Source organism: Salmonella sp. SAL04213, assembly GCF_046550535.1.
In the GTDB taxonomy this organism is placed as follows: Bacteria; Pseudomonadota; Gammaproteobacteria; order Enterobacterales; family Enterobacteriaceae; genus Salmonella; species Salmonella enterica.
This window is the reverse complement of the sequence record NZ_JBGDXS010000013.1, coordinates 28616-53659: the sequence shown is the minus strand read 5'-3', so window position 1 is coordinate 53659 and position 25044 is coordinate 28616. Positions and strand designations below refer to the sequence as shown.

The 25044-nt window shown below is 51.5% G+C and carries 24 protein-coding genes and 1 pseudogene; 7 read left to right on the top strand and 18 right to left on the bottom strand.

Going from position 1 to position 25044, the window contains the following annotated elements; translation table 11 throughout:
- Window positions 1–6: 6 nt before the first annotated feature.
- The gene (epd, locus tag ACLJPQ_RS20875) at window positions 7–1053 is read right to left on the bottom strand and encodes an erythrose-4-phosphate dehydrogenase (protein WP_000218338.1); all 1047 of its coding nucleotides are present in this window, start codon (window positions 1051–1053) and stop codon (window positions 7–9) included.
- A 373-nt stretch (window positions 1054–1426) separates the two neighbouring features.
- Here epd and ACLJPQ_RS20870 point away from each other — a divergent pair, with 373 nt between their 5' ends.
- From ACLJPQ_RS20870 to ACLJPQ_RS20850, 5 genes are read left to right on the top strand one after another with little or no spacing between them, the layout of a single operon-like run.
- Window positions 1427–1852, top strand: a complete 426-nt coding sequence (locus tag ACLJPQ_RS20870; protein WP_080184784.1) for a PPC domain-containing DNA-binding protein — start codon at window positions 1427–1429, stop codon at window positions 1850–1852.
- Between the two features lie 25 nt (window positions 1853–1877).
- Window positions 1878–2456: an ECF transporter S component gene (locus tag ACLJPQ_RS20865; protein WP_000124001.1), complete on the top strand. Its 579-nt coding sequence runs from the start codon at window positions 1878–1880 to the stop codon at window positions 2454–2456.
- The gene (locus ACLJPQ_RS20860; protein ID WP_023195154.1) at window positions 2457–3164 is read left to right on the top strand and encodes an energy-coupling factor transporter transmembrane component T; all 708 of its coding nucleotides are present in this window, start codon (window positions 2457–2459) and stop codon (window positions 3162–3164) included.
- Window positions 3152–3829 (top strand): ABC transporter ATP-binding protein, encoded by a 678-nt coding sequence (locus ACLJPQ_RS20855; RefSeq protein ID WP_161976239.1) that lies wholly within the window; start codon window positions 3152–3154, stop codon window positions 3827–3829. Before ACLJPQ_RS20860 ends, ACLJPQ_RS20855 begins: the two co-directional genes overlap by 13 nt.
- Window positions 3823–4512, top strand: coding sequence for an energy-coupling factor ABC transporter ATP-binding protein (locus ACLJPQ_RS20850; protein ID WP_000956926.1), 690 nt, complete (start codon window positions 3823–3825; stop codon window positions 4510–4512). Before ACLJPQ_RS20855 ends, ACLJPQ_RS20850 begins: the two co-directional genes overlap by 7 nt.
- Here the strand turns inward: ACLJPQ_RS20850 and ACLJPQ_RS20845 are convergent.
- The 7 genes from ACLJPQ_RS20845 to tkt all read right to left on the bottom strand — a co-directional run bounded on the left by ACLJPQ_RS20845 (window position 4481) and on the right by tkt (window position 12339).
- Entirely contained in the window at window positions 4481–5197 is a 717-nt protein-coding gene (locus tag ACLJPQ_RS20845; RefSeq protein ID WP_000684837.1) for a nucleoside/nucleotide kinase family protein, read from the bottom strand. The two genes, ACLJPQ_RS20850 and ACLJPQ_RS20845, sit on opposite strands and share 32 nt — an antisense overlap.
- Complete coding sequence (locus ACLJPQ_RS20840; RefSeq protein ID WP_000209974.1) at window positions 5194–5703, bottom strand: MltR family transcriptional regulator; 510 nt, start codon at window positions 5701–5703, stop codon at window positions 5194–5196. The genes ACLJPQ_RS20845 and ACLJPQ_RS20840 overlap by 4 nt, the downstream gene beginning before the upstream one ends.
- Window positions 5704–5916: 213 nt before the next feature.
- Window positions 5917–6888 (bottom strand): class II fructose-bisphosphatase, encoded by a 972-nt coding sequence (glpX, locus tag ACLJPQ_RS20835; RefSeq protein WP_001519647.1) that lies wholly within the window; start codon window positions 6886–6888, stop codon window positions 5917–5919.
- Entirely contained in the window at window positions 6885–8159 is a 1275-nt protein-coding gene (locus tag ACLJPQ_RS20830) for a zinc-binding dehydrogenase (RefSeq protein ID WP_000853174.1), read from the bottom strand. Before ACLJPQ_RS20830 ends, glpX begins: the two co-directional genes overlap by 4 nt.
- 23 nt (window positions 8160–8182) lie before the next feature.
- On the bottom strand, window positions 8183–9562 hold the full coding sequence (locus ACLJPQ_RS20825; protein ID WP_000400410.1) for a PTS mannitol transporter subunit IICB: 1380 nt from the start codon (window positions 9560–9562) through the stop codon (window positions 8183–8185).
- 27 nt (window positions 9563–9589) lie between these two features.
- The gene (gene cmtB, locus ACLJPQ_RS20820) at window positions 9590–10033 is read right to left on the bottom strand and encodes a PTS mannitol transporter subunit IIA (RefSeq protein ID WP_001518319.1); all 444 of its coding nucleotides are present in this window, start codon (window positions 10031–10033) and stop codon (window positions 9590–9592) included.
- Window positions 10034–10347: 314 nt separating this feature from the next.
- Complete coding sequence (gene tkt, locus ACLJPQ_RS20815) at window positions 10348–12339, bottom strand: transketolase (protein ID WP_000098652.1); 1992 nt, start codon at window positions 12337–12339, stop codon at window positions 10348–10350.
- Between the two features lie 275 nt (window positions 12340–12614).
- On the opposite strand from tkt, the gene ACLJPQ_RS20810 reads away from it, so the two are divergent.
- Complete coding sequence (locus ACLJPQ_RS20810) at window positions 12615–13373, top strand: M48 family metallopeptidase (RefSeq protein ID WP_000701830.1); 759 nt, start codon at window positions 12615–12617, stop codon at window positions 13371–13373.
- A gap of 100 nt (window positions 13374–13473) precedes the next feature.
- On the opposite strand, the gene speB is transcribed toward ACLJPQ_RS20810, so the two are convergent.
- The 6 genes from speB to ACLJPQ_RS20780 all read right to left on the bottom strand — a co-directional run bounded on the left by speB (window position 13474) and on the right by ACLJPQ_RS20780 (window position 19794).
- The gene (gene speB / locus ACLJPQ_RS20805) at window positions 13474–14394 is read right to left on the bottom strand and encodes an agmatinase (RefSeq protein WP_000105550.1); all 921 of its coding nucleotides are present in this window, start codon (window positions 14392–14394) and stop codon (window positions 13474–13476) included.
- A 204-nt stretch (window positions 14395–14598) separates the two neighbouring features.
- Complete coding sequence (locus ACLJPQ_RS20800) at window positions 14599–15525, bottom strand: alpha/beta fold hydrolase (protein WP_080184786.1); 927 nt, start codon at window positions 15523–15525, stop codon at window positions 14599–14601.
- Window positions 15526–15748: 223 nt separating this feature from the next.
- Window positions 15749–16243 (bottom strand): YhcH/YjgK/YiaL family protein, encoded by a 495-nt coding sequence (locus ACLJPQ_RS20795; protein WP_000965537.1) that lies wholly within the window; start codon window positions 16241–16243, stop codon window positions 15749–15751.
- Window positions 16244–16281: 38 nt separating this feature from the next.
- Window positions 16282–17289, bottom strand: coding sequence for an Ldh family oxidoreductase (locus tag ACLJPQ_RS20790; RefSeq protein WP_080184788.1), 1008 nt, complete (start codon window positions 17287–17289; stop codon window positions 16282–16284).
- Window positions 17290–17302: 13 nt separating this feature from the next.
- Window positions 17303–18319: a zinc-binding alcohol dehydrogenase family protein gene (locus ACLJPQ_RS20785; RefSeq protein ID WP_000853913.1), complete on the bottom strand. Its 1017-nt coding sequence runs from the start codon at window positions 18317–18319 to the stop codon at window positions 17303–17305.
- A 2-nt stretch (window positions 18320–18321) separates the two neighbouring features.
- Window positions 18322–19794 (bottom strand): mannitol dehydrogenase family protein, encoded by a 1473-nt coding sequence (locus ACLJPQ_RS20780; protein ID WP_061423669.1) that lies wholly within the window; start codon window positions 19792–19794, stop codon window positions 18322–18324.
- A 628-nt stretch (window positions 19795–20422) separates the two neighbouring features.
- Here ACLJPQ_RS20780 and ACLJPQ_RS20775 point away from each other — a divergent pair.
- Window positions 20423–20713 (top strand): annotated as a pseudogene (locus tag ACLJPQ_RS20775) (hypothetical protein).
- Window positions 20714–21027: 314 nt separating this feature from the next.
- On the opposite strand, the gene ACLJPQ_RS20770 reads toward ACLJPQ_RS20775, so the two are convergent.
- The 4 genes from ACLJPQ_RS20770 to yqgB all read right to left on the bottom strand — a co-directional run bounded on the left by ACLJPQ_RS20770 (window position 21028) and on the right by yqgB (window position 24974).
- Window positions 21028–21828, bottom strand: a complete 801-nt coding sequence (locus ACLJPQ_RS20770; RefSeq protein WP_001576357.1) for a FadR/GntR family transcriptional regulator — start codon at window positions 21826–21828, stop codon at window positions 21028–21030.
- Between the two features lie 153 nt (window positions 21829–21981).
- The gene (locus tag ACLJPQ_RS20765; RefSeq protein WP_000032795.1) at window positions 21982–22713 is read right to left on the bottom strand and encodes a hypothetical protein; all 732 of its coding nucleotides are present in this window, start codon (window positions 22711–22713) and stop codon (window positions 21982–21984) included.
- Window positions 22714–22857: 144 nt separating this feature from the next.
- A complete protein-coding gene (gene speA, locus ACLJPQ_RS20760; RefSeq protein ID WP_001278580.1) occupies window positions 22858–24834 on the bottom strand; it encodes a biosynthetic arginine decarboxylase in 1977 nt (658 codons plus the stop codon).
- 8 nt (window positions 24835–24842) lie between these two features.
- The gene (gene yqgB, locus ACLJPQ_RS20755) at window positions 24843–24974 is read right to left on the bottom strand and encodes an acid stress response protein YqgB (protein WP_000729109.1); all 132 of its coding nucleotides are present in this window, start codon (window positions 24972–24974) and stop codon (window positions 24843–24845) included.
- Window positions 24975–25044 lie beyond the last annotated feature (70 nt).

Genomic DNA, 25044 nt, shown 5'->3' with positions numbered 1-25044 from the left:
TGATGCTTAAAGTTTTGTCGACGCTGACGCGTCGAGCCTGAAACCAACTGCGGCCATCGCTAACGTGGTGTCGAGCATCCGGTTAGCAAAGCCCCATTCATTATCGCACCAGACCAGCGTCTTGATCAGGTGGGCGCCACTGACCCGGGTTTGCGTGCCATCAACAATGGCGCTGTGCGGGTCGTGGTTAAAATCTATCGAGACCAACGGTGATTCCGTATAGTCAACTATACCATGAAATGCACCTTGTGCTGCTTTTTGCAGCAACTGGTTGACTTCACTGGCTTTTACTGGTTTTTTCACCGTTACGCTTAAATCGATCGCCGTCACATTAATGGTTGGAACGCGCACCGCAATCGCCTCAAAACGGTCGTTAAACTGCGGAAATATACGCGTAATGCCTGCCGCCAGTTTTGTATCTACCGGGATAATCGACTGGCTGGCCGCGCGCGTGCGCCGCAGATCGGAGTGATACGCGTCGATCACCTGCTGATCGTTCATCGCGGAGTGGATCGTCGTGACGGTACCAGACTCAATGCCGTAAGCATCATCCAACAATTTAATGACGGGAATTATGCAATTCGTGGTACAGGACGCGTTTGAGACAATACGATGTTCCGCACGCAGTTGGTTCTGGTTCACGCCAAAAACGACGGTGGCGTCAAGATCGTTGCTGCCCGGATGAGAAAAGAGCACTTTCTTCGCGCCAGCGGCAATATGCGCCTCGCCATGCTCCCGGTTGCCATATACGCCCGTACAATCCAACACGACATCCACGCCCAGTTCGCGCCACGGCAGATCCGCCAGCGTTCGTTCATGCAGAATACGAATGACATCGTCGCCGACAAAAAGCTGCTCGCGCTCGTGGCGAACCTCCCATGCAAAACGCCCGTGGCTGGTATCGTATTTCAACAAATGCGCCATGCCTGCGGCATCCGCCAGCTCGTTGATGGCTACCACGGTAATTTCCGCCCGACGTCCGGATTCATACAAAGCACGAACCACGTTACGCCCGATGCGACCAAAGCCATTAATCGCTATGCGTACGGTCATAGGTCTCCTGCAAGGCTATCCCGATTCAGATGAGGCTGACAGAGTAATGCAGCTCATCGTCGAGTAAAACCTCACCTGTCGCAAACTGCGACTGATTGGTTAATTGTCGAACATTTAATTAACTGAAACGCTTCAGCTAGAATAAGCGAAACGGGGAATAAAAGGAATGTTTGTCCAGTCGAAGAAGACAGTTATCTGACCTGCATCACATTTCATGGCCGCTTACGCTGCAATTTATTCCATATTTAAGAATCACCAGTACATCCGTCAGATCTTTTCATCGTCGCGTCACAAATACTGATTTATATCAGAAAGCGCTGTCGCCAGCGTCTATATTATCAGCGCCACGTCCGAGTCTCGGAGTCCTGTAACGATGACTGTATCTCACCACAATGCCTCTACAGCGCGCTTTTACGCGCTTCGTCTGCTTCCCGGCCAGGAAGTGTTTTCCCAATTACACGCCTTTGTGCAACAGAACCACTTACATGCCGCCTGGATTGCAGGGTGTACCGGCAGTCTGACCGACGTTGCGCTGCGTTATGCCGGGCAAGAAGCGACCACATCGCTCACCGGCACGTTTGAAGTTATCTCGCTAAACGGCACGCTTGAATTGACCGGCGAGCATCTGCATCTCGCGGTATCGGATCCCTACGGGGCCATGCTCGGCGGCCATATGATGCCAGGGTGTACCGTGCGTACCACGCTGGAGCTGGTTATCGGCGAGCTGCCAGCGCTGACGTTCAGCCGTCAACCGTGCGCCATTTCCGGTTATGACGAACTGCATATTTCTTCCCGTTAATTGACGACTCTTTAAGAGGTACTTTATGGCGCGTCGCCCGTTTTCCAGCCAGTCTCTGGTGCTGATTGTCATCGCTATTGCCATCAATATGATTGGCGGACAGCTTATTAGCATGTTGAAGTTGCCTATTTTTCTCGACTCGATCGGCACCTTAATTAGCGCGGTACTGTTAGGACCGTTCATCGGCATGTTGACTGGGCTTCTGACCAACTTGCTGTGGGGGCTGCTTACCGATCCTATCGCTGCCGCGTTTGCCCCGGTAGCGATGGTTATCGGTCTGGTCGCCGGGTGGCTGGCGCGCGCAGGCTGGTTTCGTACCCTACCCAAGGTGATCGTCAGCGGGGTCGTCATTACGTTAGCGGTGACGCTGGTCGCCGTACCGCTTCGTACCGCGCTTTTTGGCGGCGTTACCGGTAGCGGCGCTGATTTGTTCGTCGCCTGGATGCATTCAATGGGCCAAAACCTGGTGGAATCGGTCGCGATTACCGTCATAGGCGCTAATCTGGTCGATAAAATTCTGACGGCGATCATCGTTTGGGTGCTGCTGCGTCAGCTACCGTTACGTACGACACGGCATTTTCCTGCGATGTCAGCCGTACGCTAAATGCATCCGTTTACCTCGTTAACCTTATGGGCGCTGGCGGCCTGCACCACGCTGCTGCTCCCTGCGCAGACCGTGCTCCCGATTTATAGCGCGGCGGCCTTCCTCTGTCTGCTGGCGCTGAAATCAACGCGGCGGCGGGCGAAGTATGTCGCCTGGCTGATGCTGTCTTTAGGGTTTGGGCTATGGCTGGTACATGGCGGTTGGCTAACGGAATGGATAAGCGGGCAGCCTCGCGATCCGCAGCGCTGGATATATGCCGTTACGCTATGGCTACGTCTGCTGGCGATCGTGTCGACGTCGCAGCTATGGATGCAGTATGTGCCGGTTCAGCGGTTTATTCGCGCCCTGTTCGCTTCACGTCTGCCACCCGGCATCGCTTACCTGTTCGCTGGCCCGCTACTGGTCGTCGAACAGCTCAAACGACAACTGACGATCGTTCATGAAGCCCAGCGCGCGCGCGGCGTACCGCTGGATGAAGGCTGGTATCAGCGGCTACGGGCTATGCCTGCGCTGATCGTGCCGCTTACGCAAAATGCGCTTAACGATCTGACAATACGCGGCGCGGCGTTGGATATGCGGGGGTTTCGGCTGCATCGCGCCCGAACCACGCTGTGGGCGCCGAAAGATAGCGTGTTACAACGGGTTGCGCGGTATGGCATGGTACTGCTAATAGTGGCGGAAGCGGGAGTATGGATATGGTTACGTTAGAGCAGTTTCGTTATCTTCCGTCCGATGCGACACGCCCGCCGGCATGTTTTGATTTCCACTATTCAACACCCGGAATAGTGGCGATAGTCGGCGATAACGGCAGCGGAAAAAGTACGCTGGCGCAACTGATGGCTGGCTGGTATCCGGATTATCTCCCCGGCGATATTAACGGCACAGGCTTACTGCTTGGCGTCCCTATCGGGCGGCTCCCGCTGGTAGAACAGTCGCCCACCATCCAGTTGGTGCAGCAATCGCCTTATTTACAGCTTTCCGGCTGTACCTTTAGCGTAGAGGAAGAGGTGGCGTTTGGCCCGGAGAATCTCGGCCTCCATGAAGCGGAAATTCTACGGCGCATTGACGAGGCGCTGACCCTGACAAACTGCCAGTCGTTACGCCATCGCCATCCCGGCACGCTCTCCGGCGGCGAAACGCAGCGGGTAGTGATTGCCAGCGCGCTTGCCATGCAGCCCAGATTATTAGTTCTTGATGAAGCCTTCAGTCGGCTGACGTCAGCGGCCACCGGGACGCTGCTGGAACGGTTACAACAGTGGGCGCTGGAACGTCATTCTCTCATTGTGCTTTTTGAGCGTAATCATTTCCCCTTTCTGACGCGATGCCAGCGGGTATGGCAATTGCGCAACGGAGCGCTAACCCCATTATGTTGACGTTAAATCAGGTCGCTTATCGTTGGCCGGATGCCGCAGCCGACTGTCTGCACGCCATCTCGCTTGAACTTCGTGACGGCGAATGGCTGGCGTTGACCGGCGATAACGGCGCGGGAAAATCAACGCTGTTACGGATTATGGCCGGCCTGCTTTCCCCCACTTCCGGCTCGGTAACGCTTAATGGAGAGCCGATTGCGCAGCTTAAAAATCGTCAACGCGCCGCCGCTATCGGCGTACTCTTTCAGGAAGCGGAAAACCAGATTTTCCACAGCAATGTCGCGCAAGAGGTCGCTTTTGGGCTGAAACTACAACGCTTATCGGCAGAGGAAATTTCACGGCGCACGCAGGCCGCGCTGCGGTTATGCCAGCTAACGGACGTCGCCGAGGCACACCCGCTTGATCTGCACGCCGCACAGCGCCGGATGGTGGCGGTCGCCAGTCTGGAGGCGATGGCGCCGCCGGTGTTATTACTGGATGAACCCAGCCGGGATTTTGACGCCCACTGGCTAACCGTATTTGAACACTGGCTGGCGACATGCCGGGCACGGGGAACCAGCGTCGTGGCGATTAGCCATGACGCTGCGTTTACCCGGCGTCATTTTTCACGGGTGGTACGGCTGCATAATGGCGCGATAACGCCGCGTAACATCATTAAGGACACGCCATCCGATATTCGCCCGTAGAGGTCATTTCCAGCATGAGATCGGCTGGCAGGCTACTTTCCAGCACCCGGCGCACATTTGGGCCGTCGGTGCGTTCATAAAAGGTTTCCGCCTCCGCCTGTGATAATCCTCCCGCCAGTTTACGTCCAATCAACCGGGCGCGTAAGGTTTCCGCCGGGGCGCGAATAAATAATGAGAAATCGCAAAACTCCGCTAACGCGCGCCATCTGTCGTCATCCCGCAGGAGCCAGTTTCCTTCCACAATCACGATCGGCGCCGTGACCATAACAGCGTGTTCCACCGGGTCGTGCCGCTGTCGGTCGTACTGCGGCCAGGTCGCTTCGCCAGCCCGCACCAGACGCAGATTTTCCGCCAGCTTATCAACGTCAAAGGTTTCCGGCGCGCCTTTACAGGCACGTAAATGATGCGCCTCCAGCCAGCGGTTATAGTAATGAAAGCCATCCATGGGAAGCGTTTGAATTTCCGGCAGGCCAGCATCCTGACGAGAGAGATATTCCCAGAAGGTGGTCAGCGTGGATTTGCCTGTGCCGGGCGGCGCGCTAAGAAAAACGATGGTACGGCGCTCAGGTTTAGCGGCATGTATTTTAGCCAGTTGTTGCAGTAAGGGCTTGTGAACCTTCTCTATTTCATCATCATGATAATGTGCTTCAACGTGCAGCCCATTAACCGTTAATGCGATTTTCACGGCGTTAATTCCTTTAAAATTGTCGTTACCGCCAGCGCCATCGCCGTTTTGACCATACCGGTAAAACGCACTTCAGACCACGCGGCGAAGTCGGCAAACTTCATCGACTCCAGCGCGCCATATAAGGGCGCATTACGGGTAATACAGTTAACGTTACTGATGAAGTCCCAGGTAATGTCGTCGGCAAAACCGGGAATCGCGTCCTGTTCATGCAGGTACTGATAAAACTGAGAAAAATGGGTGATGTCAGCGTAGAGCCATTTATCCATTTTTCCCAGCGCATAAATCAGACGTAATGCAACGTCGATATCGTCAAGCGGCCCGCTTTGAGCGAGTAACGGCTTCACTGCATATTCCACAATTTCTTCATCATTATCGACAAACAGCGACGGCAGAAAGCGCTTAATGCCCTGGAGCAAAATGTTATGTGCCGTCGTCATAAACGAAAGTAAATTATTTTGAGCATCCAGTTGCTCAAGCACATCGTCTTCTGTCAGCGTCGTCATTTGTGTCCCGATATACTCATCGTCTTTCAAGCTACAGGTGGGCGTGGACTTGCCACCGTCCTTTATCCTGAAAAGCCCAGAGTATATACCCTAAATAATTCGAGTTGCAGACAAGCGGCAAGAGAGAGAACCACCAGGAGCTTACATGAGTAAGTGACTGGTGTGAACGCGCGTCGCCAACGTACTTGCAACGTGAAGAATGACGGGGATAAGTCACCATGAATGCAGAGAGTCTATAATATTACACGTTCGATCTGCGCTACCGATCAGTAAAGTTTGCGTGCGCACACCGTTCGCAACCCGTTGGATCCCGTTAACCAGATCGCCGCCCGTAACGCCCGTCGCGCTAAAGAGAATGTCATTACCGGCAGCCAGCTCGTCAAGGGAGTAGACGCGGTTAACCGCAACGCCCATTTCTTCGCAGCGTTGACGCTCCTGTTGCGCCACCAGGCGGTTGTCAGCGTTGTCCCCTTTCGCTTCACAAAAGTCGAGCAGTTCCGCCTGCATATCACCGCCCAGCGCTTTTACCGCACAGGCGGAAATTACGCCTTCAGGCGCGCCGCCAATGGTATACATCAGATCATAAGGGTTATCCTGCAAACAGGTCAGGACGCTGGCCGCCACATCACCATCGGGGAGAGCGAATACCTTAACCCCAAGTTGCGTCGCCTGTGTAATGGCCGGTTTCAGCCGCGGTTTATCTAACGTGACCATACGCAGATCCTCCAGCGGCTTATTTAGCGCCCTGGCGACATTTCGCAGGTTATCGGTTAACGATAACGCCAGATTGATCACGCCTTTCGCCTGCCGATTTACAACCAGCTTTTTCATATACATATCGGGCGCATGTAACAAGCTGCCCCGGGGCGCAAACGCCATGACGGCCAGCGCATTACTTTGTCCCATGGCGACCATTCGGGTGCCTTCTATAGGATCGACGGCGATATCCACCTCCGGCCCCTCGCCGTTACCCACCTCCTCGCCAATCCACAGCATGGGCGCATGATCGATTTCCCCCTCGCCGATGACGATCCGCCCACGGATAGCGATATCATTCAATGCCTGTCGCATCGCGGTAACAGCCAGCCCATCAATTCTATTCTTATCGCCGCATCCGGTTTGCGGCCAGGCAGCCAGTGCTGCCTGCTCCGTAATGCGAAATAGCGGCCATGCCAGAGACATCATGCCGCCTCCCCGATATCCACGCCAAATTGCGCCAGCAGGTATCTTTCCGCTTTTTCGTTCCAGATGCCGTGCGTCTCTTCAACCAGACGCGCCAGCTCCCTGAACAACGGATCCGTTTTTCCTTTTTCGGCGAAATCAGTAATCGCCGTCAGCGGCATGGTGACGCCGTTATAGATAAGCTTCTTACCGCCGGGAATATCCGGCAGGTTGAGTACGGTGTCCGGTACTGCATCCAGCCCACCAATATGCGTCACCATGAATGAAGGTTGGAGCTGTCCTGTTGCGCTTAACGTAATAGCCTCTTTCATATCATCCGTGGAGCCGCCGGATGTCCCTACGACATGGGTACTGTTGTAATGCACATTGTAAAAATTAAACGGCACCTTGAACTGGCTATCTGTCGGCCCGGCAAAGAAATTCAGGCAACCGTCTTCGGCGAGAAGATCGTCAGCCATTTCAACGACGGACGGAACGGCGGCATAAACAAAGACATCATCAAATCCTGCGCCATCGGTTAATGTCCGAAGTTGCGCAGCAGGATCAACCATGCCCGCGGTATTCACATAGATAAGCTCAATGCCTTTCTCGGCGGCCTGTTTGACCGGCAGCAGTTTTTTCGCCTGCGCCAGGCGGGCTTCATCGATATCTACCACCACAACTCGCGCCGGCTGGATCCCGCCGTTAATGGCATAATCAATCGCGCCAATGCCCATCGGTCCGGCACAGGCCAGGAGCGCGATATTACCGCCGGGTTTGACTCCCATCCGATGTTCATAAACATAAGGTGTTGTATGGTAATTGGCGTTATAAGCGCCAATAATGCAGCACATCGGTTCCGCCAGCGATGCCGCGGCAAAATATGAGCCATGATACGGTAAAACACAGCCCAGATTAATCGCTACTTCCGGGATTATCATGTACGTGGCGTTACCGCCAAAATATTCGTAACTGTAGCCAGCAGAATAACCGCTCGGCAGGCCCATCGCCGGTTGTAAAACAAAACGCTGTCCTTTTTTATATTTATCAGTCAGATTTTTTCCTACTTCGACGATAATTCCGGCACATTCATGACCCGTAATGACTGGATGATTTTCCAGGTCATCTGGCACTCGTTTATGTTCACTACCTAATAAAGCGGCTTTCCAGGTAGAGAGACATACGCTGTCGGAAATTACGCTTACGAGCAGTTCATTCTCCGTAATGTCGGGTAATTCAAACTCACGGATACGGACATCCCGCTTGCCATATATAGCAGCTACTTTCGTTTTCATATTTACTCCAGAAACCTGAAATATTAATTCGATGTCAAATGGTTAAATAAATCATCAAGGCACGGATCGCCAATATAGTTTTTAATAAGTATTAAGGGTTTATCGCTGACTCGCTTAACCCGTCCTTCAAGGCTGGCGTGGGTAACGATAATATCGGCATCATCCGGTACATTTTCGATAGCATAATGTTTAACGTCGATAGTCAGGCCCGCCTTTTCCAGACGTCGGCGGAACGTTGTGGCGCCCATTGCGCTGGAGCCCATCCCCGCATCGCAGACAAAGGCGATGCGTTTCACGTCGCGATATGAAAATTTGCCTTCTTGCTTCATGGCTTTCACCGCTTTAGCGGAATCGCTAAAAATATCTTCGCTGTCGGCTTCGCTACTTTTTTCCATTTTCAAAATGAAAGCGGTGATAATAAAGGTCACTGCCGTTCCCGCCGTTACGCCAGCAATCGTAGCAAGGAAAGAACCTTTCGGCGTCAGCGCCAGGTAAGCGAAAATTGAACCCGGACTTGGCCCTGCAACCAAGCCGCCATCCAGCAGGTTAAACACCCATGTTCCGCTCATCCCGCCGGCAATCATGGCGATGAGTGTTAATGGCTTCATCAACACATAGGGGAAATAGAGCTCATGAATCCCACCGAGGAAATGGATAATCATGGCGCCAGGCGCAGATTTCTTTGCCATTCCTTTGCCGAATAGCGTAAAGGCAAGCAGCAAACCTAAGCCAGGCCCCGGGTTAGAGGCCACCATAAAGAAAATAGACTTTCCGGTTTCCGACGCCTGTTGCATTCCCAACGGATAATAAACGCCCTGATCGATGGCATTGTTCAAAAAGAGGATTTTTGCCGGTTCATTGATTAAAGACAGCAGCGGCAGATAGCCCGCATGTACCAATGATTCAATACACTCCTTCACAAAGTTATTGGCAATAAGTACCGCCGGACCAATCACTTCAAAACCCAGCAGGCACAAAATCATCCCGGCGATACCCAGCGAGAAGTTATTAATCACCATCTCAAAACCGGCGGGAATCCGCTTTTCCAGCAACCGATCAATATATTTAATGACCAGACCGCCGAGAGGCCCCATAATCATTGAGCCAAGAAACATGGGGATATCAGCGCCGATGATAACGCCAATGGTGCCAATTCCCCCCATCACGGCGCCACGCTTTCCACCGACCAGATGTCCACCGGTAGAACCAATCATCACCGGCAGTAAATAAGTAATCATCGGGCCGACAATTTTGGCGAAATGCTCATTTGGCATCCATCCGGTTGGAATAAATAATGCAGTGATAAAACCCCAGGCAATAAAAGCGCCGATATTGGGAATGACCATCGCGGTCAAAAAGCCCCCAAAAGCCTGGACCTTTGCACGAGCAGACTTGTGTTCCATATTAATATCCTGTAAAGGAGAGAATAATTATGCGCGAGCTATAATATCCGCCAGCTCTTTTTCTGATTTCGCAGCTAATAACGCCGCTAAAACATCCTCTTCACATAATAGTTCGCTTAACGCCTGGATAGCGCCAATATGTGAATCTGAATCTGCTGCTGACAGGCCGATTAATAATTTTATGCCGTCATCCTCGTCGGTAAACTGCACATCCTGCCTGAGCAATGTTAATGACATCCCGGTTTTTAACGCGCCGCATTCGGGGCGAGCATGAGGCATCGCGACACCAGGTGCCAGAATATAGTAAGGACCATTACTGATTGTTGAATCTTTGATAGCCTGAATATAATTTTCATTTATATAACGATTAGCCAAAAGGGATGACATGGAAAAATCAACAGCTTCCTGCCAATTTTGTGCCAATGGTCTTATTGTAATAGATGCTTCAGGAAAATAATCTATTAACCGCATAAACTATCCTTATTTTATTTTTAGGGTACAACCTGTCGTTAAAAATAAAATACGCGGGCGGCAAAATGAAATCAATCCAGGCGAAAAAGCGAGCGCTTAAAATGACATGATTATAATTTATCTATAAAACAACCTGTTATAGATATAAAAATAAAAAGCAAGTTTCATTTTGTGATTCTCATTGCAAATTCAATAAATAACAAAATATCAAAATTGTGATAAAAGTCACAAATAAAACCTTGTTAGCTAAAAATAAATGTATCTAAAAATAAAAACGGGTCGCCGAAGCGACCCGTTTTATGCCGTATTAAGGATTACAGCAGTGCTTTCGCTTTGGCGATCACGTTGTCCACCGTGAAGCCAAACTCTTCAAACAACAGCTCTGCCGGGGCGGATTCACCGAAGGTGGTCATCCCGACAATAGCGCCGTTCAGGCCGACGTATTTGAACCAGTAGTCAGCGATACCCGCTTCAATCGCTACACGCGCAGAGACGTCCTTCGGCAGCACGGATTCACGGTAAGCCGCATCCTGCTTGTCGAATGCGTCGGTAGACGGCATGGAAACCACGCGCGCCTTCACGCCTTCGGCAGTCAGTTTTTCGTAAGCGGCAACCGCCAGCTCAACCTCTGAACCGGTCGCAATGAAGATAATCTGCGGCTGGCCCGCACAATCTTTCAGTACGTAACCACCGCGGGCGATATTCGCCAGTTGCTCTTCAGTACGTTCCTGCTGCGCCAGGTTCTGACGGGAGAGGATCAGCGCGGTTGGGCCATCCTGACGCTCTACGCCATATTTCCACGCCACCGCGGATTCCACCTGGTCGCACGGACGCCATGTGGACATGTTCGGCGTTACGCGCAGGCTTGCCACCTGCTCGACCGGCTGGTGCGTCGGGCCATCTTCGCCCAGACCGATGGAGTCGTGGGTATAGACCATCACCTGACGCTGTTTCATCAACGCTGCCATACGCACTGCGTTACGGGCATATTCGACGAACATCAGGAAGGTGGAGGTGTACGGCAGGAAACCGCCGTGCAGGGCGATACCGTTGGCGATAGCGGTCATACCGAATTCGCGCACACCGTAATGAATGTAGTTACCTGCGGCATCTTCGTTAATCGCTTTCGAACCGGACCACAGGGTCAGGTTAGAAGGTGCCAGGTCAGCGGAGCCGCCGAGGAATTCCGGCAACAGCGGACCGAAGGCTTCGATGGCATTCTGGGACGCTTTACGGCTGGCGATTTTGGATGGATTCGCCTGCAGTTTAGCGATGAACTCATTCGCTTTCGCATCGAAGTCAGCCGGCATGTCGCCTTTCATACGACGGGTGAATTCAGCAGCTTCCTGCGGGAAGGCTTTCTCATAAGCCGCGAATTTCTCGTTCCATGCGGATTCTTTCGCCTGGCCGGCTTCTTTCGCATCCCACTGGGCGTAGATTTCAGACGGGATTTCGAACGGCGCGTATTTCCAGCCCAACTGTTCGCGGGTCAGCGCGATTTCCGCGTCGCCCAGCGGCGCGCCGTGGGAATCGTGGGTACCCTGTTTGTTCGGCGAACCGAAACCGATGATGGTTTTGCACATCAGCAGGGACGGTTTGTCAGTCACGGCGCGAGCTTCTTCCGTGGCGCGTTTAATGGCGTCGGCATCGTGACCGTCAATGCCACGGATAACATGCCAGCCGTAAGCTTCAAAACGTTTCGCGGTGTCATCGGTGAACCAGCCTTCAACGTGACCATCGATAGAGATACCGTTGTCATCATAGAACGCGATCAGTTTGCCCAGTTTCAGAGTACCAGCCAGAGAGCACACTTCGTGAGAAATGCCTTCCATCATGCAGCCGTCGCCCATAAAGACGTAGGTGAAGTGGTCAACGATGTCGTGGCCAGGACGGTTAAACTGCGCCGCCAGAGTTTTCTCGGCAATCGCCATCCCGACGGCGTTGGCAATACCCTGACCCAGCGGGCCAGTAGTGGTTTCAACGCCAGCGGTGTAGCCCACTTCCGGGTGACCAGGGGTTTTTGAATGTAGCTGACGGAAATTCTGCAGTTCGGACATCGGCAGGTCATAGCCGGTGAGGTGCAGCAGGCTGTAAATCAGCATTGAGCCGTGGCCATTGGACAGCACGAAGCGGTCGCGGTCGGCCCAGGACGGGTTGGTCGGGTTGTGGTTCAGGAAATCACGCCACAGGACTTCGGCAATGTCAGCCATACCCATCGGGGCACCCGGGTGACCGGATTTGGCTTTCTGTACTGCGTCCATGCTCAGCGCACGAATAGCATTGGCAAGCTCTTTACGTGAGGACATTTTGACTCCAGATCGGATGTTGAAAGGCCATGCCCGTAACGACTTGACGACAGCGCGTTTTGGGCTACGCCGGAAAATTTGCCAACAATTTACCCCAAGCCGCGCGTCATGTACATGGAACATCCTTTTACCGCTTCAGAAATCTCCGGATCGTGCTCGCATGTTGCGCAATTAGCTAACTTGCCTGCCACGCTTTTCTTTATACTTAACCCAGGCGCTAATTCATCTGCAACGGGCGCATTTCAAAATAATATTAATTCGTATGGAAGAGAAAAATGAAAATTCGCGCTTTACTGCTTGCTTTGGGCATGGCGACGGTGCTGACCGGTTGCCAGAATATGGACTCTAATGGACTGCTTTCTTCGGGCGCTGAAGCTTTTCAGGCCTATACGTTAAGCGATGCGCAGGTAAAAGCGCTGAGCGATCAATCCTGTCAAGAGCTCGACAGCAAAGCGAAAATCGCGCCGGCGAGCAGCGAATACACTAAACGACTGGCAAAAATTGCCGCCGCGCTGGGGGATAACATTAACGGCCAGCCGGTGAACTATAAGGTTTACGAGACGAAAGACGTCAACGCGTTTGCCATGGCGAACGGTTGTATCCGCGTCTACAGCGGACTAATGGATATGATGACCGACAACGAAGTTGAAGCCGTGATCGGTCATGAAATGGGCCATGTCGCGCTGGGTCATGTAAAGAAAGGGATGCAGGTCGCGCTGGGCACTAACGCAGTGCGCGTCGCGGCGGCATCGGCAGGGGGCGTTGTCGGCAGCCTGTCGCAATCACAGCTTGGCGATCTTGGCGAAAAACTGGTGAACTCGCAGTTCTCCCAGCGTCAGGAGTCCGAAGCGGATGATTATTCTTACGATCTGTTGCGCAAACGCGGTATCAGTCCGGCAGGACTCGCCACCAGCTTTGAGAAACTGGCAAAACTGGAAGCGGGTCGTCAAAGCTCGATGTTCGACGATCACCCGGCGTCCGCCGCACGCGCACAGCATGTGCGCGATCGTATGAGCGCAGACGGGATCAAATAACCCCCGAACAGTGCCGGATGACGGCGTGAACGCCTTATCCGGCCTACACAGGCCCGGTAAGCGTAGGCCGGATAAGCGCAGTGCCATCCGGCAAAACAACTTACTCGCCCTTCTTCGCCGCCTGGATATAGAGCATTTCTAATGCCAGCGTCGCGGCCGCCAGAGCGGTGATCTCCGACTGATCGTAAGCCGGCGCGACTTCCACTACATCCATACCGACAATGTTCAGATCTTTCAGACCGCGTACCAGTTTAATGGCGCGATCGGAGGTCAGGCCGCCGATCACCGGCGTACCGGTACCAGGCGCAAACGCCGGGTCCAGACAGTCGATATCAAAGGTCAGATAGACCGGCATATCGCCGACGATCTGTTTCACCTGAGCGAGAATATCATCCACGCCGCGATCGTTGACCTGGCAGGCATCCAGCACGGTAAAGCCATTGTCTTTGTCAAACTCAGTACGAATACCGATCTGTACCGAATGATGCGGATCGATCAGGCCTTCTTTCGGCGCGGTGTAGAACATCGTGCCGTGATCGAATTCGCAGCCGTTAGCGTAGGTATCGGTATGCGCGTCAAAATGTACCAGCGCCATTTTGCCAAAATGTTTCGCGTGGGCGCGCAGCAGCGGCAGCGTGACGAAGTGGTCGCCGCCGAAAGAGAGCATACGCTTGCCTGCAGACAGCAGTTTTTCAGCGTGCGCCTGTAATTTTTCGCTCATTTCACGGGCATCGCCAAACGCATACACCAAATCGCCGCAGTCCACGACGTTCAGGCGCTCGCGCATGTCAAAATTCCACGGGAAACGGTGATGTTCCCAGGCGAGGTTGGTCGACACCTGACGGATCGCCGCCGGGCCATGACGGCCGCCAGCGCGACCGGACGTTGCCATATCAAACGGTACGCCAGTGATCACCCAGTCGGCATCGCTGTCATACGGCTGGAAGTTCATTGGCAGACGTAAAAAACCAAACGCATTAGAAACCAGTGAGTTATCGTACTGATGACCTAAGGTGCTCATGGCAAAAACCTCTTCTTAGTCAATATAAAAAAACCCTCCCGCGTCGTTAGGCCCGACGAGGAAGGGTTTGAATTTGTTTACGGCTCAAAGTTTACTCTGACAGACCGCATTATTGAAGTCAGTTTAGCCAGGTACAGTAGACAACGCCCGAAAAAAATATATATCCAGCGCAAATCAGTAGGCTCATACGTCCATCGCGGCCAGTTAAGAGGCCTTAGGGATTTGCCGCTGTAAAAACTCAAGCACTAATGCGTAAAACAGCGGTGTTTTTCCTGGCGTCAGGAAAATGGCGTGACCACTACCGGGAATGAGGGTCATCTCCGCCTGAGGCAGCAGCCGGTACAGCTCGGTAACTTCTTCAACGGTGAAAAATTCATCCCGGTCGCCGTCCAGTAATAGCACAGGAATGTGGATTTTTTTCACCTCTTCTTCCGCCAGCGATGTGGGCGTTGTCCACATTGGCCAGACACCTTTGAGGAACGTGCGCCAGTAGTCTTTTTGCTCTGGATGATGCATGTTCTGATAAAATTTAACCATCCCGGGCGCATCCGAAGCCATTTTATCCAGATCGCGATCCGTCAATTGCCCCTGAGGCATTCCTTTACCATAAAAAATTTCCATCCCCTGCATGTAATGGGCCGTAGCAAAGCGATGCGTTGCGCCGCCGACGATAGCAGCGCGCGCTAGATCCGGGTATCGGCTGGTTAACTTCAGAACGACCATGCCGCCATCGCTGTAACCCATTACCAGCGGTTTTTCCAGCTTCAGCGCTTTAACAAAAGCCGCCATATCTTCCGCCATCAGATCATAGCTAAACGTTCCTTGCGGGTTATTGGTCAATCCATGTCCACGACTGTCCGGCATGATGACGCGAAAATATCGAGATGCCTCTTTCGCTAATCCCTGCCAGCTTTTCGCCGTCAGACCACCACCGTGAATCAACAGCAGCGGAGGCCCCTCGCCCTCTTCAACGTAATGAATTTTGATACCATTCGCTTCCACAAATTTATCTTTGTCCATCGTTGTTGCTGAAGCATTTATTAAAAACATAATATTGATAATAAAAATAAATGCTAATTTAAAAATATGATTCATAACACCTCGCCAATCACTTTTCGTGTAAAAGACCATATTATTCAGGTTGAACAAAAAATAATATCAAAATCGATTTGTATCATTTTCACTTATTTACCGTGGAGACCCCGCATCATCTTTTTACAGAACGTAAAAAGCCTTTCCGCGATTAGCCTCAACGCGAAAAGGCTCTGAAGTCAGAAAAGTGCCACCTTATTCATTCTGGCTGCAATTCAGGATGACTTGAAGGTCTCTTCCTGAATTGCATTTGGCGCTTTCTTTATTCCTTCGTCTGACAGGGCAAGCTTGACTCGCTAAATGCCGTGGCCGGAATTTTCACAATCGCTTTTTTAACCGGCGCAGGTTTACCACGCGTACAAAGCGGACGGTGGATCTGGTTGGGATAAAAAAGCGCGAAATCGCCAGGATTTAATGTAACGAACTGCTCATTAGCGACACATTCAGGAAAGATGATGTCATCAGGAAGATGCTCAAGCTCCTTTATCCTGGTATCAATTTTGTTGGAATAGCCAATCTCCTCATAACCGCTTAGTAAAATCTGAACATCGATATATTTTTTATGAAGTTCAGCTTTGCGGTTTAACGAAGAGTGTGTTTCTCCTTCGCTTATCATAAGAAATGACTCCGGGAAAGAAAGTTCATATCTACCAGCAGGCTGGTCTTCAGCTATCTTCACCGCTTCGATGATAAGTTTTTTAATAATGTGGTTAACGTAAGGTAATAAAGTAAGCTGCTCTATATTTCCATATAGCATACTATAGTTATCCTAAATAATGGTCGTGATTATAATTATCAGCCAATCAGGTACTGGTAAATACCCTCAGCCACAGGAATACCTTCTTTTAAACATTTTTCTTTATAGGCGATTTGCGGATCGTTTGGCGCCAGCACTTTATCAACACCGGGCATCGGTTTTACAGCCCTTAGCTCATTGACCATTGTGCTCATTATTGAGGAAAACAGCGGATTGCCCAACATCTGCGGATCAATAACGATAACCAGACTCGCTAACTTGCGCATCTTGTCATAGTCGCCATACATCCGAACAATATGGTTGCTAAAGTTTGCCCCCATCAGGACGCCCGTGAGTGCATCAATCGCCAGGGCAATACCAGAACCTTTGTGTCCGCCAAAGGGCAGCAGATTTTCAATTTTATGCGGATCGATAGTGATATGTCCCTCTTTATCCAGCGCCAGGCCATGACCTATTGGTTTCCCGGTTTCTTTGGCGTGCAGAATTTTACCAAACGCAATAGCGCTGGTCGCCATATCGACGATCATCGGATGGCTGTCTTTAACGGGGAAGCCGAAGGCGATTGGGTTAGTCCCCAGAAAGCGCTCCGCGCCGCCATACGGCGCAACGCAGGTATCCGTTTGCGTCATGGCGATAGCCACCATTCCCTGGCTTGTCGCCTGCTCAATAAACCACGAGAGCGCGCCGCAGTGGGACGTATTTTTGACGCTGACGAAGCCCAGCCCCGTCTCTCTTGCCAGACTAATAGCGTGGTCTGTCGCCTTTATCAGCGCGCAGTGTCCCATTCCATCATCAGAGTCCAGAATAGCGACAGAAGGCGAAATCTGTTCGATGCTGAATGTTGCTTTTGGATTGAGCCCGCCTGCGTTCAGGCGGGTACAATAGTGCTCTACGCGAATAACGCCGTGGGAGTGAACGCCGGTAATATCGGCATGAACCAAAACGTCGGCTACCTGCTGCGCCGTTTGCGCGTCAAGACCCGCCTGGGTGAGTTTATTAAACGCCAGCGCTTTCAATTCATTTTCTTTGACTAATATTGTTGACATAACTATCCCGCTATTAAAATTTGATAACGCCTTTAACCAATTTTTTGTTTTCTACCACGTTCTTCTGGTACTGGTTGCCGAACGTATAGAAATCGAATTCCTGGTTTTTCATCATTGTTTCGCTAATAGCGCCCTGAGCCATTAGCTCAATGACACATTCGAAGTCTTCCCGCGTCGCGTTACGGCTGCTCAATAGCGTGGTCTCTTTTTTATGGAAGGTCGGATCGTCAATGACGAGCTCGCCGATATACAGCCCGATGAAGACGATTTTTCCGCCGTGACGAATCAGATCGACAGCGCGGCTCATGGAGGATTTATTGCCGGTGGCATCAAGCACAGTGCCGGCTAATTCACCGGAGAAACAGGCTTTCAGCGCATCAATATAGTCGTCTGACGACGGATCGAGCGTTGCAACGCCTACCTTTTCGGCGACCAGACGACGGCGTTCGGCGTCAATATCAGCTACCGCGACGCGAGCGCCTTTGGCTTTTGCTATCGCGGCGGCGGCCAGCCCAATCGGCCCGGCGCCGACCACCACAATGTTTTGCTGCGGCTTCACGTCAGCGCGGCGTACTGCATGGGCGCTGATGGCGAAACACTCAACCAGCGCGCCCGCGCTGTCGGTGAGGTTATCCGACAGTTCAACCAGATTTTGTTCACGAACGGCCAGATATTCGCTAAAGCCGCCGTCCTGGTGAACACCATACAGCGAGACGTTCTCACAGCAGTTGGTTTTTCCTTCCCGGCAGGCTGCGCAAGCGCCGCAAGGAATACAGGGAATAACGCTATAGCGTTGGCCGACCTTCGCCGTGCTGCACGATTTACCTAACATTTCAGCCACGCCGCAAATTTCATGACCCAGCACGCGCGGATAGGCAAAAAAGGGCTGGCGACCGGCAAACGCATGGATATCGGTGCCGCAAATACCAACCGCTTTAATTTTTAACAGTACTTCATCGTCTTTTAAATGAGGAATATCTCTTTCAATGTATTCGATATTTCCCGGATTATTACAGATAAGCGTTTTCATACTTAACCCTTTGAAGATAAACGGTGAATGGTGGCCGTGACGCCATGTAACTCAATATGGTTAAAGGCCTGCTGAATGTCGTTTAAAAAGTCTGCGTTGTCGCCGGCCAGCGTTCCAAAGATGCTATTTATCTGCAGCAAAGACAGCGCTTGTTCCCATCGCGTGTTTTTATTTTTAATAGCCGCATTGAAGGTATCATTGAGCGGGTCGGCCACACTCTGCCCCTGAGAGAGGGTATTAATGACGTAATGGAGCCAGCCCGCAATCAGCGTCGCTAACGCCCTGCCCTTAACGCCGCGCGCCTGAAGCGTCAGATAAGGATCGACGGCCCGCTGAGGCAGCTTCTGAGAACCGTCCATCGCAATCTGTCCGGTCTTATGTTTAATGTTCGGGTTGCTGAATCGCTCAATGAGCAACTGCGCATATTGATGTACATCTACCGCCAAATTCGGGCGCAGCGATTTTGCCTGCTCTTCCGTCATTAAATGATGTACGGCGGTTTTAAAAGCGTCGTCTTCCATGCACTGATAGATAAACTCATATCCAGCCAGGCTGCCGTTATAGGCGAGAAACGAATGGCTGCCATTCAGCATACGAAGTTTCATTTCTTCATAGGGAAGCACGTCCGAGACGAACATCGCCCCTGCTTTATCCCAGTCAGGACGACCGGCAACAAAATTATCTTCGATAACCCACTGACGGAAATCCTCGCATACGATGCCGCAGGGATCGGCAAAACCGATCTGGTCTTTAATCATGTCAAATTGCTCTGGCGTCATTGCCGGCACGATGCGATCGACCATGGTGCCAGGAAAGGTGACATGCTTCGCTATCCAGGCCGCCAGTTGCGGATCAAGATTATCGGCAAACGTAACGATCGCCGTTTTGGTCAAATGACCATTTTCCGGAATGTTATCGCACGACAGTACACTAAACGGGGGAAGCCCTTGCTGGCGGCGTATCCGTAGCGCTTCGACGATCAGTCCGAGTGCTGACCGGGGATGTTCAGGATCGGCAAGATCGTGTTTGATGAGCGGATGGCTGAGATCGAGCGTTCTGGACCGCGGATCGGTGCAGTAACCTTTTTCCGTTATCGTCAACGAAACAATTTTTACCTGCGGCTCAGTCAGCTTCTCGATCGCCGCCTGAATACCTGACTTCGGCGTATGCAACGCGCCGGTGACGGTACGAACCAGGCGACTATTGATGGCGCTGGCTGACGTTTCCACCACTGAAAACAGCCCCTGTTGCGCATTTAGCGCATCCACCAGCTCCGCATCGCCGAACAGATTCAGTTCAAAAATCCCCCAGCGGTTGCCGGTTATCTCATTCGTGAGATCGTTATAAACAGCCTGATGACCACGGTGAAAGGCGCCAAATCCAATATGTACGATGTTGGCTTCCATCCCCTGACGTGGATAAGTTGTTTTGAATTGGTGCCTTGCGGCGTCTAACTGGCGAGCTATGGTGTCCATGAATTTTTCCCACTCCTGTTTTGTTTACCAATTCTGCTTAAACACCATACCAAAATCCGTGAATACGATCACACTCACGGAACCAGATTCTTTACCCTGGTATGCTGACTAATAGACAATGAATAAAAATAATTTATTTATCAATTAGTTATAAAACGCGCTTGTCAGGATAAATTTTACGATTCACAAAAGCGTGGTTTTGATTAGAAAAATCGGCCACGAATTGGCATACCACCCATACAACCCGCAATCATTAAACCCCATGAAAAACAATATCTTATTGAATAACGCGCCCGCTGCGAGCGTATATGTCACGCATGATTGGTTCAATAATTACCCGAAACACAGCAAACCAAACCTGATAATTTGTCTAGTGAATTAATGAACTCAATTTATTATCAGCATCAACGTTAACCTAAGAACATCAGTTACGGTTTTGATCATCCGGGTCGCTGCTAAAGCGATGAGGAGTAAGCCGCCTTTAGACGTAATTGGCAAATTAATCCATTGATTGAACACAGGAAAAAATTGATGAAGACGCAGATTAGGTACGTTGAAACAAAGCTTTCAAAGCCCCTCTGGCCGAGGTCTTAGTTGACGCGAAACATGGCATAATAGCCATTTCGAACTGGTAACCACGACGATTACGCTGGAAGACGGTTCAACTGGCACCGGATATTCCTATACCGGCGGAAAGGGAGGGTATGCTATTAAAGCGATGATCGATCACGATCTTGCCCCGGTACTGTCAGGGAAAGAGGGCACTGCGATTGACGATATCTATGACTTTATGGAATAGCATATTCACTATATGGGTTGCGGAGGCATCGCGTCGTTTGCGATGTCTGCGGTGGATATCGCCCTTTGGGATTTGAAAGGCAAACGTGAAAAACTGCCGCTGTGGAAAATGGTTGGTTGAAGGCGGCGCGTCTGTCGACGAATGGCGGTCGTTTGGTATGCTCGCTCGGTATGCAGGAATTACACGTCAGACTGGTTTCCGCATTCGAGACTGGCTGACTGGAGGTTCACAGTTTCCCGATCGATCAATATACCAAACATCCGCTGGTGGTCGACAATTATCGCGCCGTGGCACCGGACACCTACGGCATTGGCGTAGAGTTTGACTGGGATAAGCTGAGCGTTTACGAAGCCTGATTCCCTCTCTCCGGGTTTGTTTTTGGCGGCAGGCCCGGTTAATCGCTGACAAAAATGTCATCCGCCTGAAAATAGCCGTCAGGTGGCGAAGAAAAAATCATCAAAATCTTCCAGCGAATCATCCTGTTGGAAGATTTTTACCAGCTCATTTTTACTGTTTTCAAGATGGGTCCACGAGGCCTGTCTGGCCTGCTCAGCATCGCGTTTTTGCAATGCAAGGAAGATACTACGGTGATCTTCCACCCATTTCATTCTTAACTCTTTCTTATGTAAATACTTATAGTTTAACTGCTTCCAGCGCGGATTTTCGGTCCTGACAGCCCGCCACAGCTCGGCAGATTGTTTCATTAATACACGATTTTGCGTGGATTCCGCGATGATATTGTGGAACTGGCGATCCAGTTCTTCAAATTTGTCGCTGTCGCCGCCAATCTGCTTTTCCTGCTGCTCAATAATACGTTTAAGCTGCTTAAGTTCATTAAATCTTATTTGCGTAGCGGCAAAACCGGTGATGTTGCTTTCGATGACCTGCCGGGCCTGTAGCAATTCAAAGGGGCCAATGTCTGAGTAAGGCAAGAGCGCTTTTTGATTGATTTTCTCCAGACTATCAATAAAGTAAGTGCCTGCGCCTTGCTTAACCTCTACCACTCCCTTCAGCTCAAGCATAATAATCGCCTCACGAATCGTCGTGCGGCTGGTTTGAAAACGCTCGCTGAGTTCTCTCTCCGCCGGAAGTCGCTCGCCAGCTTTAAATACCCCTGAATAGAGTAGTTCTTCTATTTGCAGCCCTATATCAAAATAGCGCCGCTTGGTTAAAATTTGTTCCATGCACATACCTATGTAGACAGCAATTGCTCCACTTGAGGGTAGTGTAAACAAATCCTAATGTTTATGGTAAACAATTTCCCTGCCAGAGAGTGGTCGTTTCTTTCCCGCAACCTACGGCTATGCGCGTCACACAGTCCTTCCCCACCAGACTCGGCAGGAAAGGCGCTGATTCCCATAACGCATATTTGACGTTTGATGCCGGGTTTATTTGCGGCAGGGCGGCGGCGCATACCCGTTGTTGTCCGCCGGGAAAGCCTGCGAGGAACAAGGCGGTAGCGTATTTGTTGCTTTACCCTGCAATGCAAAGGCGGCAAAGCCGATGACGCCGATGTTGCGTACATCGCCCTGCGCGGAGTGGGCCGCATAAGCGTCAGCTATGTCGGCGAACTGGAATGCCGCCTCAGTGTGTTTATCTTTGCGAAACCCTTTAATCGCCAGTGAATCGCCGGCGTTAACAATATAGCCATGATGATTCAGCGAGCCTGCTTTTCCGTTCAACACGTCCAGGCCATCAACCGTTGCGACGATTTCGTAATTGGTATCATGACTGTAATTACGGATATATAACTGATAGTTCATCCCTGATCTTGCAGGAATACTATATTGCCATTGTCCCATTGATGCGTTGTAGCGACGAGTAATTGGAATCGAATTAAAATTAGCGTCGCGCACAGCATATTCAAGATCGCTGATACGTATACTATAAACTTTATCGTAACCTGACGGATATTGAGTGGAGTAATTTATTACCACCATTTCGGCAGGTTCTCGATCGGCACGTTCTACCGAAACGCTTTGTACCGATGAATGCACGTCGCCGCCCCAGGCGGTGCCGACGTCGGATGAAGAGCCATTATTAGATTGCATTCCGCTGGAACAGCCGCCTAACAGCAAAAACAAGCCAACAATGACGGCATTAAATTTAAATTTGCTCATACTCACACCCCTTTTTAATTATTAGGGGGGATTGTAGGCCCATAAGATTACATAGAGAAGCGACGCGCTGATAATTAAGAATTTATAAAATATAAAAGGGTCGATTTAAATAATTAAATCGACCCACAAGTGGAATACTCTTAATTACTCATCTTCAAGATAAGTATAACCGTACAGTCCCGCTTCAAATTCCTCAAGGAACTGCTGCTGCAACGCATCGTCCAGATCCGTCTGTTTTACCTGGTCGCGGAAATGCGTTAACAGCGTTTTCGGATCCAGTTGCACATATTGCAGCATATCCGCAACGGTATCGCCTTCGTCCGACAGCTCAACCTCGACGCTACCATCCGGGAAGACAAACACGTCAACCGCTTCAGTATCGCCAAACAGGTTGTGCATGTTACCGAGGATCTCCTGATAGGCGCCGACCATAAAGAAGCCGAGCATCGGCGGATTCTCTGGATCGTATTCCGGCATCGGCATCGTCGTGGCGATACCGTCGCCATCGATATAGTGGTCAATAGCGCCATCGGAATCACAGGTTATATCCAGCAGCACGGCACGACGTTCCGGTACCTGATCTAACCCTTCCAGCGGCAGTACCGGGAAGAGCTGATCGATTCCCCACGCGTCCGGCATTGACTGGAACAGCGAGAAGTTGACGTACATTTTGTCCGCCATCCGCTCTTGCAGTTCGTCGATAATCGGACGATGCGCACGGTTTTGCGGGTCCAGTTGCTTCTGCACTTCATGGCACATGCTGAGATAAAGTTGCTCCGCCCAGGCGCGCTCCTGCAAACTAAACGCGCCGGAAGAGTAGCCGATATGAATATCGTGCAGATCCATTTGGCTATCATGCAGCCATTCACGCAGCGAGCGGCGGGTGCCAGGCTTATGCATCTCCTGCCAGGTTTCCCACAGATTTTGCAGCGCGCGCGGCGCATCTTCAGCAGGGGCAGTCGGATCCGTGTATTCGTTACGCTCCACGCCGATAATGTTAGAGACCAGTACCGTATGGTGCGCAGTGACGGCGCGCCCAGACTCGGTAATCACCGTCGGATGCGGTAAACCATGCTCTTCGCAGGCATCGCCAATCGCCCAGATGATGTTATTGGCATATTCGTTCAGGCCATAGTTCACCGAACAGTCGGACTGCGAACGGGTACCTTCATAATCCACGCCCAGACCGCCGCCCACGTCGAAGCACTGGATATTAACGCCCAGCTTATGCAGCTCAACATAGAAACGCGCGGACTCGCGCACGCCGGTCGCGATATCGCGAATGTTCGCCATCTGCGATCCCAGGTGGAAGTGCAACAGTTGCAGACTGTCCAGACGCCCGGCGTCACGCAGGGTCTCCACCAGTTGCAGCACCTGGGTCGCCGCCAGGCCGAATTTTGATTTTTCGCCGCCGGAGGATTGCCACTTACCGGACCCCTGAGAGGCCAGACGCGCACGCACGCCCAGGCGAGGAACCACATTCAGGCGCTCGGCCTCTTCCAGCACAATCGCGATTTCAGACATCTTTTCAATGACCAGATAAACCTTATGGCCCATCTTCTCGCCAATCAACGCCAGCCGAATGTATTCACGGTCTTTATAACCATTACAGACGATCACGCTACGGGTCATGCCGGCATGCGCCAGCACCGCCATCAATTCCGCTTTTGACCCCGCTTCCAGCCCCAACGGTTCACCGGAATGGATAAGGGACTCGATCACGCGGCGATGCTGATTGACCTTAATCGGATAAACGAGGAAGTAGTCGCCGTTATAACCGTAAGATTCACGCGCACGCTTAAACGCCGCGTTAATTGAACGCAAACGGTGTTGCAGGATCTGCGGGAAGCAGAACAGCGCCGGCAGACGCTGGCCTTGCGCTTCGCGCGCTTTCACCAGTTTGGCAAGATCGACACGCGCTTCCGGTACGTCGGGATCGGGGCATACGCTAATATGGCCCAGCTCGTTGACGTCGTAGTAGTTATTGCCCCACCAGGCAATATTGTAAGTGCGCAGCATCTTGCTGGCTTCCTGGGAGCTCATTGCAACCTCCTGCATGGAGCGTAGTACACCCTGTTCGCCTGCTGACGAAGGCGAACCCATAGACATGTCGTCAGACATAGCGAACCTCAATTTTTATTAGCAAGTGTAAAACAGTTGACTACTATCGCAATCCGAAGACGCGATAACAACCCATAGACAAGCGGATTTTCCAGCAGATAGCGCTGATGCTCCGCCTGCGCGACCGGTTTCTTTTTCATATCATTGTAAACACGTAACCGAACTCACAGATAACGGTTCGGCGAAACCACGAGAAAACTCTTGCGTTAA